The sequence below is a fragment of the Sphingomonas zeicaulis genome (assembly GCF_050433225.1).
In the GTDB taxonomy this organism is placed as follows: domain Bacteria; phylum Pseudomonadota; class Alphaproteobacteria; order Sphingomonadales; family Sphingomonadaceae; genus Sphingomonas_D; species Sphingomonas_D zeicaulis.
The window spans coordinates 135,548-155,628 of record NZ_JBNPXQ010000005.1 but is presented as its reverse complement, the minus strand read 5'-3'; the positions used below and the strand labels follow the sequence as shown (position 1 = coordinate 155,628).

The 20,081-nt window shown below is 64.6% G+C and carries 19 protein-coding genes; 10 read left to right on the top strand and 9 right to left on the bottom strand.

Annotation, left to right across the window (positions count from 1 at the left end):
* Positions 1-12: 12 nt before the first annotated feature.
* The 3 genes from FHS96_RS17675 to FHS96_RS17665 are packed head-to-tail and all read right to left on the bottom strand — an operon-like array spanning position 13 to position 2,811.
* On the bottom strand, positions 13-1,014 hold the full coding sequence (locus FHS96_RS17675; protein WP_429594483.1) for an ABC transporter permease: 1,002 nt from the start codon (positions 1,012-1,014) through the stop codon (positions 13-15).
* Positions 1,011-1,814: an ATP-binding cassette domain-containing protein gene (locus FHS96_RS17670; RefSeq protein ID WP_429594480.1), complete on the bottom strand. Its 804-nt coding sequence runs from the start codon at positions 1,812-1,814 to the stop codon at positions 1,011-1,013. The genes FHS96_RS17675 and FHS96_RS17670 overlap by 4 nt, the downstream gene beginning before the upstream one ends.
* Entirely contained in the window at positions 1,801-2,811 is a 1,011-nt protein-coding gene (locus FHS96_RS17665) for a substrate-binding domain-containing protein (protein WP_429594477.1), read from the bottom strand. The genes FHS96_RS17670 and FHS96_RS17665 overlap by 14 nt, the downstream gene beginning before the upstream one ends.
* A 170-nt stretch (positions 2,812-2,981) precedes the next feature.
* Between FHS96_RS17665 and FHS96_RS17660 the strand changes: the two genes are divergently transcribed.
* The 6 genes from FHS96_RS17660 to FHS96_RS17635 all read left to right on the top strand — a co-directional run bounded on the left by FHS96_RS17660 (position 2,982) and on the right by FHS96_RS17635 (position 9,208).
* Positions 2,982-3,890, top strand: coding sequence for a LysR family transcriptional regulator (locus FHS96_RS17660; RefSeq protein ID WP_429594474.1), 909 nt, complete (start codon positions 2,982-2,984; stop codon positions 3,888-3,890).
* 334 nt (positions 3,891-4,224) lie between these two features.
* Positions 4,225-4,985 (top strand): IS5 family transposase gene (locus FHS96_RS17655; protein ID WP_429594471.1). Its coding sequence is split into 2 segments (ribosomal slippage): positions 4,225-4,558 and positions 4,558-4,985, totalling 762 coding nucleotides; the frame shifts between segments, so codons are not numbered across the junction.
* 25 nt (positions 4,986-5,010) lie between these two features.
* On the top strand, positions 5,011-5,442 hold the full coding sequence (locus FHS96_RS17650; RefSeq protein ID WP_429594468.1) for an NUDIX hydrolase: 432 nt from the start codon (positions 5,011-5,013) through the stop codon (positions 5,440-5,442).
* 539 nt (positions 5,443-5,981) lie between these two features.
* Entirely contained in the window at positions 5,982-6,653 is a 672-nt protein-coding gene (locus FHS96_RS17645; RefSeq protein ID WP_429594466.1) for a hypothetical protein, read from the top strand.
* Between the two features lie 30 nt (positions 6,654-6,683).
* A complete protein-coding gene (locus tag FHS96_RS17640; protein WP_429594463.1) occupies positions 6,684-7,511 on the top strand; it encodes a hypothetical protein in 828 nt (275 codons plus the stop codon).
* Positions 7,512-7,744: 233 nt separating this feature from the next.
* The gene (locus FHS96_RS17635; RefSeq protein ID WP_429594460.1) at positions 7,745-9,208 is read left to right on the top strand and encodes a Gfo/Idh/MocA family oxidoreductase; all 1,464 of its coding nucleotides are present in this window, start codon (positions 7,745-7,747) and stop codon (positions 9,206-9,208) included.
* A gap of 66 nt (positions 9,209-9,274) precedes the next feature.
* Here the strand turns inward: FHS96_RS17635 and FHS96_RS17630 are convergent, their stop codons facing one another.
* Positions 9,275-10,255 carry a quinone oxidoreductase family protein gene (locus tag FHS96_RS17630; RefSeq protein ID WP_429594457.1) on the bottom strand — a complete coding sequence of 327 codons (981 nt, stop codon included), beginning with the start codon at positions 10,253-10,255 and terminating at the stop codon, positions 9,275-9,277.
* Positions 10,256-10,370: 115 nt separating this feature from the next.
* Here FHS96_RS17630 and FHS96_RS17625 point away from each other — a divergent pair, with 115 nt between their 5' ends.
* The gene (locus FHS96_RS17625) at positions 10,371-11,300 is read left to right on the top strand and encodes an AraC family transcriptional regulator (protein ID WP_429594455.1); all 930 of its coding nucleotides are present in this window, start codon (positions 10,371-10,373) and stop codon (positions 11,298-11,300) included.
* Positions 11,301-11,327: 27 nt separating this feature from the next.
* On the opposite strand, the gene FHS96_RS17620 is transcribed toward FHS96_RS17625, so the two are convergent.
* From FHS96_RS17620 to FHS96_RS17605, 4 genes are all read right to left on the bottom strand, one after another.
* The gene (locus FHS96_RS17620; RefSeq protein WP_429594452.1) at positions 11,328-12,137 is read right to left on the bottom strand and encodes a nuclear transport factor 2 family protein; all 810 of its coding nucleotides are present in this window, start codon (positions 12,135-12,137) and stop codon (positions 11,328-11,330) included.
* Positions 12,138-12,151: 14 nt separating this feature from the next.
* The gene (locus tag FHS96_RS17615) at positions 12,152-13,834 is read right to left on the bottom strand and encodes a GMC oxidoreductase (protein ID WP_429594449.1); all 1,683 of its coding nucleotides are present in this window, start codon (positions 13,832-13,834) and stop codon (positions 12,152-12,154) included.
* Positions 13,831-14,472, bottom strand: coding sequence for a gluconate 2-dehydrogenase subunit 3 family protein (locus FHS96_RS17610; RefSeq protein ID WP_429594446.1), 642 nt, complete (start codon positions 14,470-14,472; stop codon positions 13,831-13,833). Before FHS96_RS17610 ends, FHS96_RS17615 begins: the two co-directional genes overlap by 4 nt.
* An 84-nt stretch (positions 14,473-14,556) precedes the next feature.
* On the bottom strand, positions 14,557-16,038 hold the full coding sequence (locus tag FHS96_RS17605; protein ID WP_429594443.1) for an MFS transporter: 1,482 nt from the start codon (positions 16,036-16,038) through the stop codon (positions 14,557-14,559).
* Between the two features lie 183 nt (positions 16,039-16,221).
* On the opposite strand from FHS96_RS17605, the gene FHS96_RS17600 reads away from it, so the two are divergent.
* Positions 16,222-17,199, top strand: coding sequence for a ThuA domain-containing protein (locus FHS96_RS17600; protein WP_429594440.1), 978 nt, complete (start codon positions 16,222-16,224; stop codon positions 17,197-17,199).
* 39 nt (positions 17,200-17,238) lie between these two features.
* On the opposite strand, the gene FHS96_RS17595 is transcribed toward FHS96_RS17600, so the two are convergent.
* Positions 17,239-17,595 carry a DoxX family protein gene (locus tag FHS96_RS17595; protein WP_429594437.1) on the bottom strand — a complete coding sequence of 119 codons (357 nt, stop codon included), beginning with the start codon at positions 17,593-17,595 and terminating at the stop codon, positions 17,239-17,241.
* 238 nt (positions 17,596-17,833) lie between these two features.
* Between FHS96_RS17595 and FHS96_RS17590 the strand changes: the two genes are divergently transcribed.
* Complete coding sequence (locus FHS96_RS17590; protein ID WP_429594435.1) at positions 17,834-19,057, top strand: MFS transporter; 1,224 nt, start codon at positions 17,834-17,836, stop codon at positions 19,055-19,057.
* A 2-nt stretch (positions 19,058-19,059) separates the two neighbouring features.
* Positions 19,060-20,070, top strand: a complete 1,011-nt coding sequence (locus tag FHS96_RS17585; RefSeq protein WP_429594432.1) for a sugar phosphate isomerase/epimerase family protein — start codon at positions 19,060-19,062, stop codon at positions 20,068-20,070.
* Positions 20,071-20,081: the final 11 nt, after the last annotated feature.

Below are 20,081 nucleotides of genomic sequence, written 5' to 3'. Positions count from 1 at the left end.
GGGGCAGGCGGGTCAGCCGGCCATTCGTCGTCGTCTCATGTCGCGCAGCCATTCGCTCAGCGCCCCATCGGGGCGCAGATAGGGTTCGATGCCGGCGGCGAGCACGATCAGCAGCCCGACATAGACCTGCACCCAATTGCCCTGCACGCCGAGCAGGATCAGGCCCGTCTGCATCATGCTGACGATCAGCGCGCCGAGCAGGGTGCCGCTGGCGGTGCCGATGCCGCCGCTGAGCGCGGCGCCGCCGATGATGATCGCGGCGATGATCGCCAGTTCGGTACCCGCACCCGTCGTCGGCGCGCCGATCCGCAGCCAGCCGGCGGTGAGCGCGCCGGTGAGGCCGCAGGCGAAGCCGAGGATGGTGAAGGTCCAGATCTTCACCCGCCCGGGGTTCACGCCCATCTGCAGCGCGGCTTTCGCATTGCCCCCGGTCGCGTAGAGCCTGGCGCCGAACAAGGTGTGACGCAGCACGAAGCCGCTGACCAGGAACGCCGCGAGCGCCCATAGCACCTGCACCGGCACCGGGCCGATCATGCCGCCGGAAACTGCGAAGAAGCTGCTTTCGATCGTCGCCGGAATGTCGATCGAGAGCCCCATCGTCAGCACCAGTGCCAGCCCACGCAGCAGGCTGAGCATGCCGATGGTGAGGATGAAGGATGGGATGCGCAGCCGCACCGTCGCGACGCCGTTGAACAGCCCGATCGCGGTGCCGAGCAGCACGCCGAGCGCCGCCGCGACCCACGGATTCCAGCCCCAGTCGACGATCGCCAATGCGGTCACCACGCTGCACAGGCCGTAGTTGGAGCCGATCGAGAGATCGACCTCGCCCGCGATCACCAGATAGGTGAGCGGCAGGCCGATGATGAGGGTGAAGGCGGTGATCCGCAGGATCTCGAACTGGGTCTGCCCGTCGAGGAAGTGCGGCGCGTTGGTGGCGAACAGCGCGAAGAGCGCGATCGCGACCACCAGCATCGCCGACTGGCGGCTGGCGAGCAGGGCGGCGACCCGGCTCATGCGTCCGTCCCCATCACGAGGCCGACGACCTCGGCCTTGCTGGTCGCGGCGATGCGCAGGTCGGCGACCTTGCGGCCCAGCCGCAGGATCACCGCGCGATCGGCGACGTCGAAAACATTGTCCATATTGTGGCTGACCAGCAGCACGGCGGACCCCTGGTCGCGCAGCGAGCGGATCAGGTCGAGCACCTTGGCGGTCTCCCGCACGCCCAGCGCCGCGGTCGGCTCGTCCATGATCACCAGCCGCGCGCCGCGCAGGATCGTCCGCGCCACCGCCACCGCCTGGCGCTGGCCGCCGGAAAGATGGCGCACCGCGGTGGTCACCGGCGGCAGGTTGACGCGCATGCGATCGAGCACCGCCTGCGCCTCCGCATTCATGCGGCGGCGATCGAGGATGAAGCCGAAGCGGGTCAGTTCGCAGCCGAGGAACAGATTCTCGGCGATGCTGCGGTCTTCGATCAGCGAGAGGTTCTGGAAGACGGTGGCGATGCCCGCCGCCCGCGCCTCGGCCGGATCGGCAAAGCTCACCGGCCGGCCGTCGATGCTCATCTCGCCCGCGCTCGGCGCGGTGACGCCCGACAGCATCGAGATCAAGGTCGACTTGCCCGCGCCATTGTCCCCCAGCAGCGCGGTGACTTCGCCGGCACGGACGTCGAGATCGATGTCCGCGATCGCGGTGACGCTGCCGAAATGGCGGGTCAGTCTGCTGATGCCGAGCACGGTGGGCTTGTCCGGGATACCGGCCGCGCTCACCGCCGGCCGCTCCGCGAAGCGCAGGACGGTGGCGTCACGAGAGGCCATAGGCCGCCGCGCGCTTCATGCGGTTGTTGTAGCTCTCGATCATCCCGTCGACGCTCTCGGGCGTCACCCAGACATGGCCGGAACTGAGATTGATCGCGGGGATCTGGCGTTCGAGTTCGGACCACGCGAGCAAGGTCGCGAAGAAGCCCTGATAATAGAGATTCTCGTCGAGCGCGAAGCTCATCGCGCCGTCCTTGACGAGGTTGAGCACCTTCAGGCTGCTCGCCCAGCCGCCGACGATCGTCTGCCCCGGCTTGGTGCCGAGTTCGGCGAGCGCCTTGGACAGCGGGATCGCGGACATCTCGCTGCCCGCGACGGCGTGGGCGACGATATCGCCGGTGCTGGCGATCTTGGCCTTGTAGAGCCCGACCGACGCCGCCGAATCCTGCGCCGCATTGTCCGGGAAGGTGACGAGCTTGAGCCCGCCGCCGGCCGTCGCCAGCCCCTCACCGACGCCGGCGATGCGTTCCTCGACGTTGAGCGAGCCGGGGAAGGGGTTGCCGACCAGCACCGATCCGCTGGTGACGCCCTTGGCCTTCAGCGTCTCGGCGATGCGCTCGCCCATCAACTTGCCGGTGGTGCGCGGTTCCTGGCCGACGAACGGCACCTTCAGCGGCGCCAGCGTGTCCGGATTGTTCGCCGAATTGACCAGCGCGAAATGGGCGCCCTGCTTCATGCCCTTGGCGATCTCGTCGACCACCGCCTGATACCAGTCGACGGTGATGATCACGTCCGCGCGCGAGGTGACCGCTTGGCGGATGGCGCTGATATGCGCATCCGGGGAGGCGGCGGCGTTGAGGATGCGGTTGAAGCGCCAGCCCAGCATCTCGGCGGCGTCGGCGATGCCCAGCGAGATTTCGGTTACGAAGTCGGAGCCGGTGGTGCCGACCGCCCAGGCGACGGTGCGCGCGACCCCGAGGTGCCCGCTCTCCTTGCCGTCGGCCGCGGCCTTCTGCTCGCATCCTGCAAGCGCAAGGCCGATGGCTGCGGCCGGCATTGCCCCCAGAAGGGCCCGTCTGTTCGTCTGACCGTCCAACTTGTTCGTCCCCACTTGCCGGCATTTTTGCCTTGAACGCGATGTTGACTGGGAAGGCGTGCAAATCCAGTTCAATTTTCGGGGGGGCGCGTTCTAAAAAAGGCAACGCTCGGTTTCGGAAGGCCCTCTAGATGCTCTCACGCTTCGCCATCTATTTTGACGAGGTCGCGCGCGCGGGCTCGATCCGCAAGGCATCGGAACGGCTTAACGTCGCCGCCTCGGCGATCGACCGGCAGATTCTCAAGATGGAGGAGCAACTCGGCACCGCCCTGTTCGAGCGGCGCCCGCAGGGGTTGCGGCTCACCGCGGCGGGGGAGGTGATGATCGGCGTCGTCCGCAACTGGCGGCGCGAACTGCGCAACGCCGAATCGCAGCTCGATGCGCTGAAGGGCTTGCGCCGCGGCGAGATCAATCTCGCAGTGGTCGAGGGCAGCGCCGCCTTCGTCACGCGCAGCCTCGCGACGTTCAGCCGGGTCTATCCAGGCATCGTCTATCATCTGCGTATGGCGATGTCGGCGCAGGTCACTGATCTGGTGCTGGCGGGGGAGGCTGATTTCGGCATCTGCTTCAACCCACCCGCGCGCCACGACATCCGCGTCGAACGGACATTGGTCTATCAGCTCGGCGCGGTGGTGCTGCCCGACCATCCGATCGCGACCCGGACCGAGATCCCGCTTTCCGACTGCGCCGACCATGCGCTGATCGGTCCGATCGAAGGCAACGCACTGCGCGAGATTCTCGATCGCGCTTGGGCTTCAAGCGTCGGCGCGCCGCCGCGCTTTGTTGCCACTGCAAGCACGATAAACCTGATCAAGTCGCTGGTACTCAATGGCGTCGGCATGGCTTTTCTCACCCAAATCGATGTCGCAGAAGAAGTTGCCACCGGCCGGCTGTGTCTTGTACCAATCGCGCCACCAGCTTTCGAATTGTCGGCGCTCTCGCTTATCACTGCCGCCGGCCGTCCTACGCCGACAGCCCCGTCACTGCTGGTACAACATCTCAGCACCGCCATGAGGATGGCGCCAGGGCCCGTGATCTGATCGAGTTCTTGATGCCGGAGCCTGATGATTGCCACCACCGCCCGGCCTGGCGGAGAGCCTGCGGCCGGCTTGTGTCGGCTCCGTCTCTGCCCACGTAAATTCGGGCTAGATTCCCTCAGCGGCTGTCGGGCAGTCTCTGTCGCAAGTCCTGGATCTGGCTGGCAGCACTTGCCGCACCGTGGCTTTGCCGCGCGACCGCTCACATTCCGATGGGATTGCCATACCGCTCTGCCGTATTGGATTCATAAGCGAACGGACTAGGGCGCAAACTCATAAATCGGGTTGAGCGGTTGGCGTTGGCGTGATTCAGGAGTCCTTCGGAAAGGGAGGAAGCATGGCGCGCCGGCGGTATGAACTTACGGACAAGGAATGGCTGATCATTGAGCCATTGCTGCCCAACAAGCCGCGAGGCGTTCCACGGGTTGACGACCGTCGTGTCCTGAACGGCATTCTCTGGCGCTTCCGCTCAGGTGCACCCTGGGCCGAAATCCCCGAGCGCTATGGCCCACCGACGACGTGCTACAATCGGTTCGTTCGCTGGCGGAAAGCCGGGGTATGGGACCGGTTGTTGGCGGCGGTTTCCGCCGGGTTCAACGGTGAATTGGTGATGATCGATTCCACCTGTATGCGCGTCCACCAGCATGGCGCGACGGGTAAAAAAGGGGATCCAGAGATCATGGCATGGGACGTTCCCGGGGCGGTCTTACGACCAAACTCCATGCTCTTGTCGACGCTGATGGACGTCCAGTCAGCCTGAGACTGACGGGCGGCCAGGTTCACGATGCCCGCGAGGCTGAAGCGCTGATCGAGACCATTCCAGAGGGCGCCACCCTCCTTGGCGACAAAGGCTATGACAGCACCGGCATTCGTGACGCGGCTGCAGCCAGGAACATCTGGGCAAACATTCCCAACCGGTCCAACCGCAAGCAACGCTTCGGTTTCTCGCCCTGGCTCTACCGCCAGCGCAACCTCGTTGAACGTTTCTTCAATCGCATCAAACAGTTCCGCGGTATCGCCACTCGATACGAAAAGGACGCAGCTAACTATCTCGCTGCCATCAAGCTCATTTGCGTGAGGCTATGGTGCAACGCCTAATGAGTCCGCGCCCTAATTCAATCTGATGATTATATCGCAGTCTGCAGCCATTCCGTACCGCCGCAACGATATGAAGCAGCTCGAGGTTCTGCTGGTTACATCCCGACGGAAAGGCCGATGGGTGCTGCCGAAAGGCAAGCGGAAACGTTGGATGAAGCCGCACATTTCGGCTGCTCATGAAGCTTTCGAGGAAGCGGGTGTTCTCGGCATGATTGAGCCCGAACCCGCCGGTGTATACCGCCAGCAGAAAGTTTGCGGAGAATTCGCGCGGGAGATCATCATCCACGCGTTTCCGATGCTCGTGAACACCCAATTGCGAAACTGGCCCGAGAAGGCGATACGCAAGCGTCGCTGGATGAGTATCGAGGAGGCCGTGCAGGCGGTGCGGGATCTTGAACTTGCACAGCTACTTCAAGCATTCGCGACGGCTCATTACCGGACGGATCCGGAGAACTGATGCTTTATCCTTCCACGTTGGCAATGCAGGGGTGGCGGACGGCAGAGCCTGTCAGCCGCTGATGAGTTGCACCTCAGGCGATCGGCATCAGCGAACCTGATGCGTGGTCCGACGGATTCGGACGACAGCCATTTAACGTCGGAGCAGAAGAACAGCGCTGCGATGAACCTGCGCTCGGTACGCGTTTTCAGATAGGGCGGTCTGGATGCCGTGTTGCTCGGCGGTTGTCCTCCGCACCTGTGGGTGCCGCAGGAAGTCAATCGGCTGGTTGCGGGAACCCGTAAGGGCTCTGGTTACTGGCCGTCGCACGAACGAGCGCCGCGGTGCTCAAACCACGCTTACGACATGCCGACCACAAGCGCCATCGTCCTGATTTAACATAACATATATTATCGCACTTAAACTCGGCACCGGCGTAGCGCTCGCACATCAACGACGGTTTCAGGCACGTCCGGGCTGAAAGCCCACGTACGGCTGAGCTCGATCTGTCGCTGTCGGTCGGCAGTTGCGCGTCGCCGCCGGAATGGCAACAAGGACGAATGGATTTCATGAAATGGCTTAACTCGCTCGACGAACTGCTGTTCGAGGTGATGAGTTGGCTGATCTTCTTTCCGCTGACGCTGTGGCGCTCGCTCACCCGCCCGCTGGGCATGATGGCCTATGCCGACGCGCAACTCGCGCTGCCGGAGGAAGACCAATATGCCGACGCGGTAAGCCCGCCGCTGTTTCTTGCCCTGGCACTGCTGCTGGCCCATGCCGTGGCAACCGCGTTGGGTCAGACCGACGCCATCATCGCCAACCGGCATGGCCTTTCCGCGATGGTGGATGATCAAACAAGTGCGCTGCTCCTGCGCCTCGTGGTCTTCGCCATCTTCCCCCTGGTGATGGCGCTCCGGCTGCTGCGCCGCCGAGGCACGCCGGTCGCGCGCGCTACCTTACGGCTGCCCTTTTACGCCCAATGCTATCCCACCGCCACATTCGCGCTTGCGCTTACCATCGGCACGTCGCTTGCGCTGGTTGCGCAGCGCAGCGTGCACGTCGCCGGGCTGGCGATAATCGTGCTGGCCTTTGTCTATTTCCTGGCCGTCAAAACTCGCTGGTTTGCCGCTCAATTAGGCACCGGCTGGTTCCGTGCATTCGGTGCCGCGGCGCTGGGCGCGATCGAAGGCTTTATCCTGTTCCTGATTGTCGGGTTTCTGTTCACCAGATAGAGTTCCGCGCAGATTGTCCATGAGGTGGCCATGCGCTTTCGACACGTTTCGCTGCTGCTTATGTTCGCAGCGATCAGCCCTGCCGCAGCAAAGCCGCCGTCCGATGTTGCCGACCTCGTCGGCGCGCGCGGCGCCGCCGGGGAGAGCGCGTTGCAGCAGCGCGGCTATATTTTCATTCGCACAGAGACCGGTGATGATCGGAAATGGAGCAATTGGTGGCACGCCGCGCGCCGACAGTGCCTCTCAGTGGTGACGCTGGACGGCCGCTATGCATCGATCACTGCGGCACCGGCACCGGATTGCAGCCAGCGCTCAAGCGCCGCCCGGGATGAGCGATGGAGCGACGAAGATCGCACCAGCCCCGTCTATCGTCGTTCCACGCCGCAGGTTGGCAGCCCAAGCTATGCCGATCGCGGCCCTGCCGGGGCCGATGACGGTGGGGCCGATCTCGGACTGGTCTGTTTCGGCGACGGCCAGCGTCCACAGATTGCGAGCAGTTCCGAATGGACTTGGAACAGCCGTAGCCGCCGATATGATTATGGCACGCTCACGGACCTGACGCAGGAGCATTTCGACGCGTCGCTGATGCTCCAGCTATGGCCGGCCAGCGGGCGCATCCGCCTGCCGAAGAAGCTGATCCCGCCGATCCACTCGCGGGGGCAGGATGATTGGTGGGATCTGGACAACGTCGTTGTCGGCAGGGACACGATCACCGCCAGCTATCGCCTCAACGGGCTCAACAAGCCACGGTTGACTGTCGATCGCCGCAGCGGGCGCATCACCGTGGTCGGCACCGGCGATTATGCCTTTCGCGGTACCTGCGACCTGATTGGCGATGGCAGTAAGCGGCGCTTCTGATCGATCGCGCGCGGGTTTGCGCTGGCGCCGAGACACTCTGGCCACCGCAAGCGCAATTCGCCGCGCACGAGATCGTAGGAGGCCCAGGCATATGTTTTCTCTGGAAATCTCGCCGCCATTGTCGTGAAAGATGTGATCGCGGATCACGGGGCGCTTCGTTCACAGGACGAATGGCACCTGGCCGCGCAACGCACGCTGAGAATGGCGGCGTTACGATGAAAGAAGAGGATGTGATGACAGATTCGCAAGGCACCGCGTTCCAGCGTCGTGAGGTTCTTGGCGGGCTGGCGGCGAGTAGCGCGGCTGTCGCAGGGTTCGATGCCGTCGCCGCAGCGGACGGAGGCGCGCGGCGCAAGCGCTATGCGTCGATTGGCGTCGGCAGCCGAAATCGGATGTACCAGCAGGCGATCTGGGGACCGCACAAGGCACATGCGCAACTGGTCGCAGCGGTCGATGTCAACCCGGGTCGGCTTGCGCTCGTCGGCAGGTTCGCAGCGGAAAAGGGTGCGGCGGCACCAGCGGCCTATCTTGCCAGCGACTTTGACAAGATGATCCGTGAACAGAAGCCGGATATGATCATCGTCACCACGCCGGATTCCTTTCACGACGATTACCTGGTGCGGGCCCTGGAGGCGGGCTGCGACGTGCTCACCGAAAAGCCGATGACGACCACCGCGGCGAAGGCGCAGCGCATTTTGGACGCGGTGAAGCGCACTGGCCGCCACATCCGCGTCACGCACAACTACCGCTACGCCCCCTACCGCAGCCAGGTGAAGGAATTGCTGATGGCGGGCGAGATCGGCGACGTGCTGTCGGTCGATTTCCATTGGCTGCTCAACACCAGCCATGGCGCTGACTATTTCCGGCGCTGGCATTCGACCAAGGCGATCTCGGGCGGCCTGATGATCCACAAGGCGAGCCATCATTTCGATCTTGTGAACTGGTGGTTGTCTGACATGCCCGTAGAGGTCCAAGCGACCGGCAAGCGCGACTTCTACACGCCCGAAATGGCGCGTCGCTTCGGCCTTTCGAGGCCCCACCAGCGATGCCACACCTGCCCTGAGGCAAATGCGTGCAGCTTTCACATGAACCTGCAGGCGGATGCCGGCCTCAAGGCGTTGTATCTCGATAACGAGAAATATGACGGCTATTTCCGCGACCAGTGCGTGTGGCGGCCGTCGGTCGACATCGAGGATACGATGAACGTCATCGTCAAATATCAGGGGGGCGCCACGCTGAGCTACAGCCTCAACGCGTTCAATGCGTGGGAAGGCTATACGATCGCGTTCAATGGCACGAAAGGGCGGCTGGAACATGTGGTGATCGAACAGGCGGGGATTTCCGGCCTGAACGGCAGCAGCATGGGCGATGCCATCCAGACCCGCATCATTCCCATGCGCGGCGACCCGCGCGACATCACGCCGGCAACGGGGTCCGGTGGACACGGCGGTGGCGATACGGTGATGCTCGCCGAAATCTTCGATCCCACCGCTGTTGCAGACTCCCTCCTCCGCCGCGCCGACGAACGCGCAGGCGCCGCCTCGGTGCTGATCGGCGTGGCAGCGAACCGCTGCTTTGAGACTGGCCAGCCGGTGAAGATCGCCGATCTCGTGACGGGCCTCGCGTCGCCCGAATTCCCGGCGATGCCGAGCCATGATGCACGGGTGCCGATGCCGCGGGCGCTGACGCGGTCCTGACCGCCGCGTGATCGAGCGCGCGCCGTTTCCAAGACGCGCGCCATCCGCGGCAACTGCCGTTCAACGTCAGCCGATATCTCCCCCGTCGCGGATGTTCGTATCCGATGCAGGGGAAAGGATGTACCGAACCCCCGGAGGCGCGTTCCACGCATCCGCCGCCGCCTGGAACGGCAGCAGCTTCGCCGGCGCCCGGAATCCGGCTTGACCGGCAGCCACCAGCAATTCGCTGGCGCCTTCGATGAGTTGGCCTCGCGCGACGCTGCCGATCCCGCTGCCAAGCAGTTCCAGGCCCGAACCCCGCAAGGCATCGCCGCGCAGCGCAACCTCGCCCCCGGCAACCGTGCCCAATTGCACATAGCGGATGCGCGGTTCACCGGCGGGCGATCCGCGCCCCCGTGTTGCCGCAGCAATGATCCGTGCGGCCGGCGCTCCCCAGAGGAAATCGAGCACCACATCGACCCCGCGGTCGAACTCCGCACGCAACAACTGGTCGGCCTCGTCGTCGAGCGGGATGCTGCCGTCCAGAGCGATCTGCGCCAGCCTGTCGAGATCGCGGCCGACACCGATCACCCGGCCCGCGCCGAGATGCCGCGCGACCTGGGCTGCCATGGCGCCGGCTGCTCCCGTCACACCATTGATGAGGACGGACATGCCGGGGGTCAGCCGGGCCCGCCGGGTGAGCGCCGTCCATGAGGCCAATCCGCCTGTGACGATCGCGGCGGCCTGCGCGTCCGCGATGCCGTCGGGCACAGGTGCCATCATGTCATCGGACACCAGGGCGCGTTCCGCCATCGAGCCGAACGGCGCCTTGGGAAAGAGAAAATAGACCCGCCTTCCCGCCGGATCGATACCGACACCGTCGACGCCCGGAACGAAACCTCCCGCCGCACCGCCGGAATAATGCTGTCCCGCCGCCAGTGCCCTGACGATGGGGCTCAGCGGAGCCGCGCGGACCGCGACAACAGATTCACCCGGGCCGGCGACCGGATCGGCAAAATCGCCATAGACCGGCGTCTCGCCGACCGATTGCACAATGACTGCTTTCATCTCTGCACCTCACAAGGTCGACGAAACCGCCGTCGCCCGTTTGCACAGCTAGATCATGCAGGCCCTGCCATCTCTGGCTGACAGTATCGGATTTCTTCGCCATCGTATCGCGACCATGGACCCGCTTTCCCAGATCCTGTCGCTGCTGAAACCACGAAGCTATATCACGGCGGGCTTCGATGCCGGCGGCGACTGGTCCCTGCTGCTCGACGATCTTGCCGGCCGGATCAAATGCTATGCCGTTCTCCGCGGCACCTGCTGGCTGGCGCATGAGGGTGGCGAGGAGGCGGTGCGGCTCGTTGCCGGCGACTGCTTCGTGCTGCCGAGCGGCTGTGCGGTTCGCATTGGCAGCGACCCTACCCTGACGCCGACGCTTTCAAGCGAAGCGCTGACACCGGACCAAAGCGGTGGGACCGTCACCTATAATGGCGGCGGCGACGTGCTGCTCGTCGGCAGTCGGTTCGATATCAGCGGACGCCATGCCGCCGTGCTGCTTCAAAGCCTGCCGCCGATCATTCATCTTGAAGGCGCTGCGGATCAATCGACGCTCCGCTGGTCGATCGAGTTGATGATGCAGGAGCTGCGGGACGCGAAGGCGGGATCCGCGCTGATCGCCCAGCAATTGGCCCATATGATGTTGGTGCAGACGCTGAGGCTCCATCTCGTGCGGCAGACGGGCGCCGGAACTGGATGGTTCGCGGCCCTGACCGACCCTCGGCTGGGGCGGGCGCTTGGCGCTCTGCACGCTGACCCTGCCCATGGCTGGACGCTCCAGAGGCTCGCTGGTGAAGCGGGCATGTCACGCAGCGTGTTCGCGCGCAAATTCCGCGCGACGCTGGGCGAGACACCGCTTTCCTATCTGACACGCTGGCGGATGGTGATCGCCGCCGATCGCCTGGCTGCCAGCCAAGAGCCGTTGCGGCAAGTAGCAAACGCCGTCGGATATGAGTCCGAGAATGCGTTCAACACCGCCTTCCGCCGTGTGATGGGCATGGCGCCTCGGCGTTTTGCGCGAATCGCGGAGCACACCCGGTCTCACGCCTAGCCGATCGCGTCACGCGATAGCCAAGGATCAGAACATCGGATGCGGGTTGAGCGACCGTTCGGGCATCGGCTGAAAGACATCCCAATGTTCCACGATCTTGCCGTCGGCGAAACGGAAGAGTTCGACGACAGCAGCGCCGCGATCGTCGCGGGATAGTCTTCCCCGATAGTGCACGGCAGCGAGATCGCCGTCGACGAGGATTCGCTCGACAGTGAAGGAGGCTTCAGGGTTTGCGAACAGCGTCTTCAACGCGGCGATCGTGGCGTCACGTCCCTGCCCGAGCCGCTGATTGTGCTGGGTCATGTCGCTGGCCGCGAAACGGGAATAGGCCTCGTCCGGCCGCTTCCTGTTAAGGAGCAGATCGACGAACGTGGTGAAGCGCTGGCGGTTGTGCGTCGTCGTGCTGCGCATTGGTGGCGCGACCGGCCGGGTAGCGGCTGCCAATGGGTCGCTTCCCGCGGCGATCGGCTGCAGCACGTCCCAATGCTCGACGATCTGGCCCTTCTCCAGCCGGTAGATGTCCGCTACCGCGGCTCCGGGTGTGGCGGGATCGCCCTGTCCGAACAGATGGACGAGCGCGAGATCGCCATCGACCAGCAGATGCCGCACGTCAAAGCGCGATCCGGGACGTGCGAACATCGGCGCCAAGGCGTCGACCGCCGCCTGCCGCCCGTCTGGCAGGCCGGGATTGTGCTGGATATAGTCGGGCGCGACATGGTCGGCGAACGCGCCGGCGACATCGCGATCGCGATAGAAGCGCTCCGCGAAAGCGGCCACGGTGGCGCGATTATCCTCTGCCGAGGCTGGTGATGCGAGGCAGATGAGGGCGGCCGCCACAGGTATCCACCGCCTCATAGCGCGCCCTCTTTCAGCAGCGAGACCGCGTGATCGCAAGCGCGCGCAGTGAGCGCCATGTAGGTAAGCGACGGGTTCTGGCAGGCGGACGAACTCATCTGCGCGCCGTCCGTGACGAACAGGTTGGCGATCTGATGCGCCTGGCTCCATTTGTTGAGCACCGAGGTTGCCGGATCATGGCCCATGCGCGCACCGCCCATCTCGTGGATCGCGGAACCGCCAACGCCCGGCTGGTCGAAGCCCATGATCACATGGCCGCCGGCGGCCTCCATCATCGCGGCCGCTTCCGCCTTGGCATCGGCCAGCGCCAGCCGCTCATTCTCGCCATGCTCGAAATCGACGTTGAGCTGCGGCAGCCCCTGCGGGTCGAGCTTCACCGGATCGAGGGTCAGTCGGTTGCTCGCGCGTGGCAGGCTTTCGGCGAAGCCGACGAACACCATGCGCCACGGCCCGGTCTTGCGATTCTGTGCCTTGTACGCCTTGCCGATGCCGGCCGTCCGCTTCGCAGCCGTCCAGCCGCTCTGCAGCGCGCCGCCCTGGAAACTGTAGCCCCGGGTGAAGGCGGCATCGCGGCGATCGAGGTTGCGGAACCGCGGGATGACGACCCCGGTCGGCCGGTTGCCGAAGGTCGTGCGATCGTCAAACCCCGGAATGATCGCCATCGTCGACAGGGTCGAGGCATGGTCCATGATGTGCGTTCCCAGCACGCCGCTGCCATTGGCGAGGCCGTTGGGGAAGGCTTCAGATTGCGACCGCAGCAGGATGTGGACGCTGTTGAACGCGCCGGCGTTGAGGAAGACGATCCGGGCGCCATGGCGCCGGCGCTCGCCGGTCTTGACGTCGATCGTGCGCACGCCGGTCACGCGCTTCGTCGTCGGATCATAATCGACCGCCTCGACGATTGCGTCGGTGATGAGCGTGAGATTGCCGGTCTTCTGCGCGGCCGGGAGCGTCGAGCTCTGCGTGCTGAAATAGGCGCCGTAGGAGCAGCCCCGCGCGCAGATCGAGCGGAACTGGCATTGCGCCCGCCCCTCCTTGGCCTGTGTGAGGTTGGCGGTGCGCCCGACGGTCAGCCGCCGGTCGGGCCAGCGCGCCGAAATCACTTCCCGGACATGTTGCTCGACGACGTTGAGGGCCATCGCCGGCTGGAACTTGCCGTCGGGCAGCGAGGGCAGCCCTTCCGCCGCACCGGAGACGCCGATGAACTCCTCGACATAGTCATACCACGGCGCGATGTCGGCATAGCGGATGGGCCAGTCGGTACCATGGCCATCCTTGCGGTTGGCATCGAAATCATAGTCCGACCAGCGGTAGCTCTGCCGCCCCCAGGTCAGCGAACGCCCGCCCACCTGATAGCTGCGCCACCAGTTGAATTTCTTGCCGTCCGCTACCGCATAGGGATTTTCGCGGTCGTTGACGAAATGGTTCTGGGTGAATTCGGTGAAGTGGCGATTGAGCCGCTGTACCGCATAATCCTCGGCATAGAGGCGCGCATCGCCCTCGCCGCGGAAGTCCATTTCCCACGGCGCCTTGGTCTCGGTCTCGTAACCGGCGCCATGCTCGATCATGCGCCCGCGCTCGATCATCAGCACCTTGAGGCCCTTTTCGGTGAGTTCCTTCGCGGCCCACCCGCCGGTGATGCCCGAACCCACCACGATCGCGTCGAAATCCATGCTCATCCGAAATCCACCGCTGTCCAATCGCTCGACCAGGACCGGTTCTCCGCCGGCAAGGGCAGGTTCGGTTCCCACCGCCCCGGCACCAGTTCATATTGCAGCTCACGGCTCGCCCCGATCTCGGACGTGTAATAGCCGGTCAGGATCAGTCCCTTGATCTTGCGCCAGGGATGATCCTTCTCGTCGGCCTCGAAAGCCTGCGCATCATAGGCTTCCAGAACCGCGAATTGGCGATCCGGCGCAAGCGACACGAAGTCGCCATGCCCGCGACGGTTGAGATCTCGTGAAACGACGTCGAGGAGCACGAGTCCGCCCCGCTTCCGGTCCCCGCCCGTTTCGAGAGCGGTCTCTTCGAGACCGTGGATCAGCGCGGTCTCAACGAAAGTGGGCACGCCCGCCACCACGGCACCGGCGGTATCGGTGTTGGGTATGACCAGATCGGCGAGCCGCGTCAGCAGCAGCTTTTCCGAGGCGGTGGCGCCATCGCCCTGCGCCGCGCGCGCACGGTCCCAGATCGCCAGCGGCGTGCCGCCCAACACCCCGAGCACCAGCGCGCCGCCGAGGATCTGTCGCCTGTCGGGCCCTTTAGCCGGTGTATCTGCCACCGGCGATTGCGGCGCGGCGCCGCCTTCCATTGCCATAGCCTCTCCCGGCGACGCATCGCCTTGTCCATTCACGAACTATAATTCTATTTCTGACACGGATTGCGGCGGCTGGCAACGGCTTCATGTCGGCATCTCGCCAGCCGGCGACGCGCCCCTGATACGCAGGCGTCGCGGAATCGCAAAGGCGCTGATGGCGACGCCGAACAGTCCAAGCACGATGCAGCCGCCGGAGACGATGAAAGCGCGGATCGACGCCGAGCCGTCCACGCCCGCCCTCGCCTGGACCGTGAAGAACAAGGTGCCGACCGCCGCGGCGCCGATCGCGGCACCGAGCTGCTGCGTCGCCTTGAGCAGGCCGGATGCCGAGCCGGCATGGCCGACATCGACTTCGGACAATGTGCACGGCGGCAGCGGACCGCCTGCCAGCCCCATGCCCAGCCCCATCAGCAGCAATGGTGGCGCCAGCATGAGCGGGTGGGTCAGCGAGCCACCGGCGAACCCGATCAGCATCAGCAATCCGGCCAGCGCCGCCGCCATCAGCAGCGCCCCCCAGCTGATGATGACCGGGCCGAAGCGCGGCAGTGCCTTGCGCGAGAGCATGCCGATCGCGAAGGAGGCACCGAACGCATAGGGCACATGCGCGAGCCCCACCGCGGCGGCGCTGAAGCCGAGCCCCCGCTGCAACGCGAGGGTGAGCGTAAACATCAGGCCCCCCGTTGCGACCTGGAACATCAATATCGTCATCAGCCCGGCGCTGAATGCGCGGGCGCGGAAGAGGTCCGGCACGATCAGCGCCGATCCGTCGCGCTGCATCCGGGCGATGCTGTATCGCGCCAATGCCATAGCGACGGGTACGCTTGCCGCTAGCATTGCGAAGCCCCAGAGCGGCCAGCCGTATAGCGGCCCCTGGATGAGCGGGAAAATCAGCAGGAAGATGAGCAGCATCACGAGCAGAGTGCCCACCATGTCGAGGCTTGGGCGCCGGGCCGATCGCCCGTCGGGCAGGATCCGCGCCGCGCACGCGATCGCGAGGATCCCGACGGGCAGGTTGACGAGGAAGATCGGCCGCCATTCGAGACCGAACAGATTGGCACTGATCAGCACGCCGCCGATCACCGGTCCCAGCACCGCGGCCAGGCCGCCGAGCACGCCGAACAGCCCGAGTGGCGCCATTCGTTCATGCGGGGCGTACATGATCTGGGTCAGCGACATGACCTGCGGCAGCATGATCGCCGCCGACCCGCCCTGCAGCAGCCGCGCTGCGATCAACTGGTCCGGGTTGGCGGCGATCCCGCAGAGGAGCGAGGTGATCGTGAAACCGGACACCCCGATCAGGAAGGCGCGCTTGTAGCCGAAGATGTCACCGAGGCGCCCGCCGGTAATCAGCAGCAGCGCGAACAGCGTGGAATAGCCGGCGACCATCCATTGGACCTGCGCGTCGCTGGCGCCGAATCGGCCCTGCAAGGTTGGGATCGCAACGTTGATGATCGTCATGTCGACGAGATCGAGAACCATCGCGGTCGCGACGATCGCGAGTGCCAGGGTCCGCCGCCGGCCCGACAACGCCGCCGGCCCAGCCGGATTTTCCTCACTTCCGCCCATACAGCCACCCGCCCCTCGGCCCGCCGCGCGATAAGCGAACCACGATTCTAATAATTCTGGATCGGCGATCGCGATCGCGCCGTCAAGCCACCGACAAGCATTGACAGCGCCGGATTCGATAAAATACGAACAGATATTATAATTTTGTTAGAGTTCGCGCTCGGATGTTTGGGAGAGTGATGCATGAAAAGGGTGCGGTGGGCTTGTGCCAGCGTGGTGCTGGCCGTGGCGACGGGCGCGATGGCGCAGGTGATCGTGCAATCCCCTTATCGGCCGCCCGAGACGGTGCAGCCGGTCGCGGTGCCGCTGGCGCCTTCGGCCGAACGGTTGAAGCTGCTCATCGTTACCGGTCGCAGCAGCTATGAGCACGACTGGACGGGGGTGAACAACCTGCTACGCAAGCAGTTGCAGGAAAGCGGCCGGTTCGACGTGCGCATCGTCGAGGATTTCGACAATGGCACGCTCGAGGCGCTGAAGCCCTATGATGTCGTCCTGCTCAATTATCTCGGCCGCTGGAACTATGCCGATCCCACCGAGAAACGCTGGAGCCCCGCGGCGGAAAAAGCCATGTTCGATTATGTCAGGGGCGGCGGTGGCATCGTCGTCTACCATGCATCGTTCAACATGGGGTCGCCGAGCTGGCCCGAATTCGAGAAGCTGGCCGGCGGCGTCATGCGGCCGCAGGCGAAGAGCCGGCGTTCGCCGCCGGGCGGCTTCATGGTCCATGTCGTGGACCGCGGTCATCCGGTGACGAAAGGGATGCGCGAGTTTTTCTGGACCTTCAATGACGACATGTACACGAACATGAAGTTCGATCCGGCGGCAAAGATCCATGTGCTGGCGACTGCGCACGACGAAGCAGCAAGCTATGCGCCCGAAAAGGCCGGGCCCAAATACCCGGCCTATGCCTATACTGCAGAAAAGCTGAGCCAGATGAAGGGCATGGACGCCGATCATCCGCAGGTGTGGACTGCCGACTATGGCAAGGGCCGCGTCTTCGCAATACCATTGGGACATGGACCCGATACGCTACAGTATCCAGGTGTCCGCGGCCTCATCGCACGCGGCGCCGAATGGGCCGCGACCGGTAAGGTGAGCATCCCGGTGGAAACCGATGTCCGCGATTTCCCGATCGAGCGTGAGGCGCCGGCCGGGAAATGAGGTTCGGCGGGAGTGCGGGTCGCCCCGCCCTCCCGCGCTTCAGCCGCGCAGGCGGACTGTCGCGACCAGGCCCAGAAGTGCGATCAGGACCAGGTTCTGCGTGATCGCGCCGGCGAGATCGCCGCGCAACGCGTGGAAAAGGATCGCCGCACACTGATTGGCGATCAGCGCTGCCGCTGCGCCGCCGATCCAGCGGTCGTGGCCTCGCAGCAGGCCAGGCACGACGAGAAGTAGCGCGCACAGCATCTCGCTGGTGCCGACGACCCGCGCGACTGGCGGGATCAGCCCCGCCACCCATGCATGATGTCGTTCGAGCTCGGCCATTGGCGCCGTCATCTTCATGAAGCCGACGAAGGCGAAAAATGCCGCAAGAAGGATCTGTGCCGCCCAGGTCATGCCAGATAGAATCCGACCCATGTCCTCCCCTCGTTTCCAGAACGAGAACGATTATTCGTATAATGGCCCGTCTGGCAAGGCGCTGGTTGGGCTGGTGTCGCGGCCTATCGCGTCGCACGGAAAATTCGCACACATAGTCGCCGGCCGCATTGACAGCATTGACCCCAATCAATAAACGAATACCAGTTCTAATTAGAGGCGGCGAAGGAGCCGTCCGAAAGAGAGGAGCCGGCGCACCGTGCGTTCACCGATCGATTTCGTCCGCCGGCTGTCGATGGTGCCGCAGGGTGTCACCATCGTCATCGCCGGCTTCCTGCCCATCCTGGCCATCGTCTCGATGTTCCCCGCGATTCCCGCGATCATCGACCACTTCTCGACCGATCCGGACGCGCGCTGGAAGGTGCCGATGATGGTGTCGGCGCCCGGCCTCACCATCGCCTTGATCGCGCCCTTCGCGGGCTTTTTCGTCGACCGGTTTGGCCGTCGCCCGCTGCTGATCGGCGCGACCTTGCTTTACGGGATCGTCGGCACCGCCCCCTTCTTTCTCGATAGCCTCAACGCGCTGATCGCGTGCCGGCTGCTGCTGGGCGTGGCGGAGGCCGCGATCCTGACCACCGTCAACACGCTGATCGCCGATTATTGGGACGATCGCGGCCGCAAGGACTGGCTGTTCCTGCAGGGGATCGCCGGGCCCTTCCTTGCGTCCGGCGTGATCCTGATGGCGGGGGCCGCCGCGTCGGTGCGGTGGAACGGCATCTTCCTGGTCTACGCGGTCGCCTTTCCGATCTTCGTTGCGATGCTGCTGTGGCTTTTCGAGCCGCGCCGCCCCGAAAAGGCCGGCGTCGTGGCGGGCGCACGCGAACCGCACGTGCGCACTCCTTTCCCCGCCGCATCGGTGGCATTGATCGGTTCTGTCACGCTCGTCGCGTCAGCGCTCTATTATGTGTTCATCATCAGCGGCTCGCTTGCCTGGCGCGAGATTGGCGTGATGGATTCGGCACGCATCGGCCAGTTGACCGCGATTCCCAGCCTGTTCGTCATGCTCGGCGCGCTGGTCTTCCGCCTGATGGGCGGCAAGCCGCATGCCGTTCAGCTCGCCACCTTCTTCCTGCTGCTCGGCATCGGGCTTGCCGGCATCGGCCTCGCATCGGACTGGCGCTGGATGGTGGTCGCGCTGATGGTGCAGCAGACCGGTGCCGGCATGGCCGTACCGACCATCATCGCCTGGGCGCAGACCAGATTGCCGTTCGAGCATCGCGGACGCGGCATGGGCGTTTGGACCGCCTGCTTCTTCTTCGGCCAGTTCTCCAGCCCCTGGCTGGTGCACCAGGCCGAGACCCTCGTCGGATCCATGCAGGGGGCGTTCCTCGCAGCGGGTCTGGTAGGCGTTATCGCCGCCATCGTCATCGGCGCCGCGCGGACATTGCGCGCGCCTGTTTCCCCCATCGCCGTCGCGGAGTGACTATGACCAGCGAGATAAAGCGGGGCGTCAGCCTCTACAGTTTCCAGCACGAGACCTTCCAGGGAAAGATGAGCCTGGAGGATTGCTTCCGGGCCTGCGCCGAGATGGGCGCGCTGGGCATCGAGATCATCGGCGAGCAGACCTTCTGGGGCTGGCCCGAGGCCGGCGTCGAGGATGCCAAGGTCGACGAATGGCACGGGCTGATTGCAAAATATGGGGCGACGCCGGTCAGCCACGACTTCATGCTCGATTACAAGCGCTACAAGGACCGGCCTATGCCGTTCGAGGAGCAGGTGGCGAGCGTGCGCAAGGATATCGATTTCGGCGCGCGGCTGGGCATGAAATATATTCGTGCGCTGGTCTCGATCGCGCCGGAAGTGCTGGTCGCCGCGGCGCCCTATGCCGAGGAAAAGGGCATCAAAATCCTGATCGAGGTCCATGCCCCGCTGCACTTCGACCATCCCTGGATCATCCGTCACGCCGAAGCCTTCGAGAAATCGGGCTCCGACGCGCTGGGCTTCCTGCCCGACATGGGCATGTTCCTGTTCAAGTTCCCGTCGGTTTGGAAGGAGCGCTTCATTCGCAACGGCGTGCCTCAGAACATCGCCGATTACATCGAGAAGGCTTATGAGGATCGCGTCCTCAGCGAATATGTAATCCTGAACGTCCGCGAGATGGGCGGCGAGGGGCCGGCGTTGGGCATGGCCGAAACGCTGCGCCACAATGCGGCGTTCGAGCCGAAGCGGATGCTCGATTTCATGCCGCGCATCCACAACATCCACGGCAAGTTCTACCAGATGGACGAGGATCTGGTCGAACCGTCGATCCCGTATGACGAGATTGTCCGCGTGCTCAAGCAGGGTGGCTACACCGGCTATATCTGCTCCGAATATGAGGGCAATCGCTGGATCGAGGATGCCCATGAGGTCGATTCCGTCGAGCAGGTCCGCCGCCAGCAGGAAATGCTCAAGCGCCTGATCGGCGAACCGGCCCCCACCGCGCTCGCCGCCTGAAGGAGATACGG

Bases quoted from the DNA above. Each gene is read 5' to 3' on its own strand.
- FHS96_RS17675 (WP_429594483.1), bottom strand. From the start codon at position 1,014: ATGAGCCGGGTCGCCGCCCTGCTCGCCAGCCGCCAGTCGGCGATGCTG.
- FHS96_RS17670 (WP_429594480.1), bottom strand. From the start codon at position 1,814: ATGGCCTCTCGTGACGCCACCGTCCTGCGCTTCGCGGAGCGGCCGGCG.
- FHS96_RS17665 (WP_429594477.1), bottom strand. From the start codon at position 2,811: ATGCCGGCCGCAGCCATCGGCCTTGCGCTTGCAGGATGCGAGCAGAAG.
- FHS96_RS17660 (WP_429594474.1), top strand. From the start codon at position 2,982: ATGCTCTCACGCTTCGCCATCTATTTTGACGAGGTCGCGCGCGCGGGC.
- FHS96_RS17650 (WP_429594468.1), top strand. From the start codon at position 5,011: ATGATTATATCGCAGTCTGCAGCCATTCCGTACCGCCGCAACGATATG.
- FHS96_RS17645 (WP_429594466.1), top strand. From the start codon at position 5,982: ATGGATTTCATGAAATGGCTTAACTCGCTCGACGAACTGCTGTTCGAG.
- FHS96_RS17640 (WP_429594463.1), top strand. From the start codon at position 6,684: ATGCGCTTTCGACACGTTTCGCTGCTGCTTATGTTCGCAGCGATCAGC.
- FHS96_RS17635 (WP_429594460.1), top strand. From the start codon at position 7,745: ATGACAGATTCGCAAGGCACCGCGTTCCAGCGTCGTGAGGTTCTTGGC.
- FHS96_RS17630 (WP_429594457.1), bottom strand. From the start codon at position 10,255: ATGAAAGCAGTCATTGTGCAATCGGTCGGCGAGACGCCGGTCTATGGC.
- FHS96_RS17625 (WP_429594455.1), top strand. From the start codon at position 10,371: ATGGACCCGCTTTCCCAGATCCTGTCGCTGCTGAAACCACGAAGCTAT.
- FHS96_RS17615 (WP_429594449.1), bottom strand. From the start codon at position 13,834: ATGAGCATGGATTTCGACGCGATCGTGGTGGGTTCGGGCATCACCGGC.
- FHS96_RS17610 (WP_429594446.1), bottom strand. From the start codon at position 14,472: ATGGCAATGGAAGGCGGCGCCGCGCCGCAATCGCCGGTGGCAGATACA.
- FHS96_RS17605 (WP_429594443.1), bottom strand. From the start codon at position 16,038: ATGGGCGGAAGTGAGGAAAATCCGGCTGGGCCGGCGGCGTTGTCGGGC.
- FHS96_RS17600 (WP_429594440.1), top strand. From the start codon at position 16,222: ATGAAAAGGGTGCGGTGGGCTTGTGCCAGCGTGGTGCTGGCCGTGGCG.
- FHS96_RS17595 (WP_429594437.1), bottom strand. From the start codon at position 17,595: ATGACCTGGGCGGCACAGATCCTTCTTGCGGCATTTTTCGCCTTCGTC.
- FHS96_RS17585 (WP_429594432.1), top strand. From the start codon at position 19,060: ATGACCAGCGAGATAAAGCGGGGCGTCAGCCTCTACAGTTTCCAGCAC.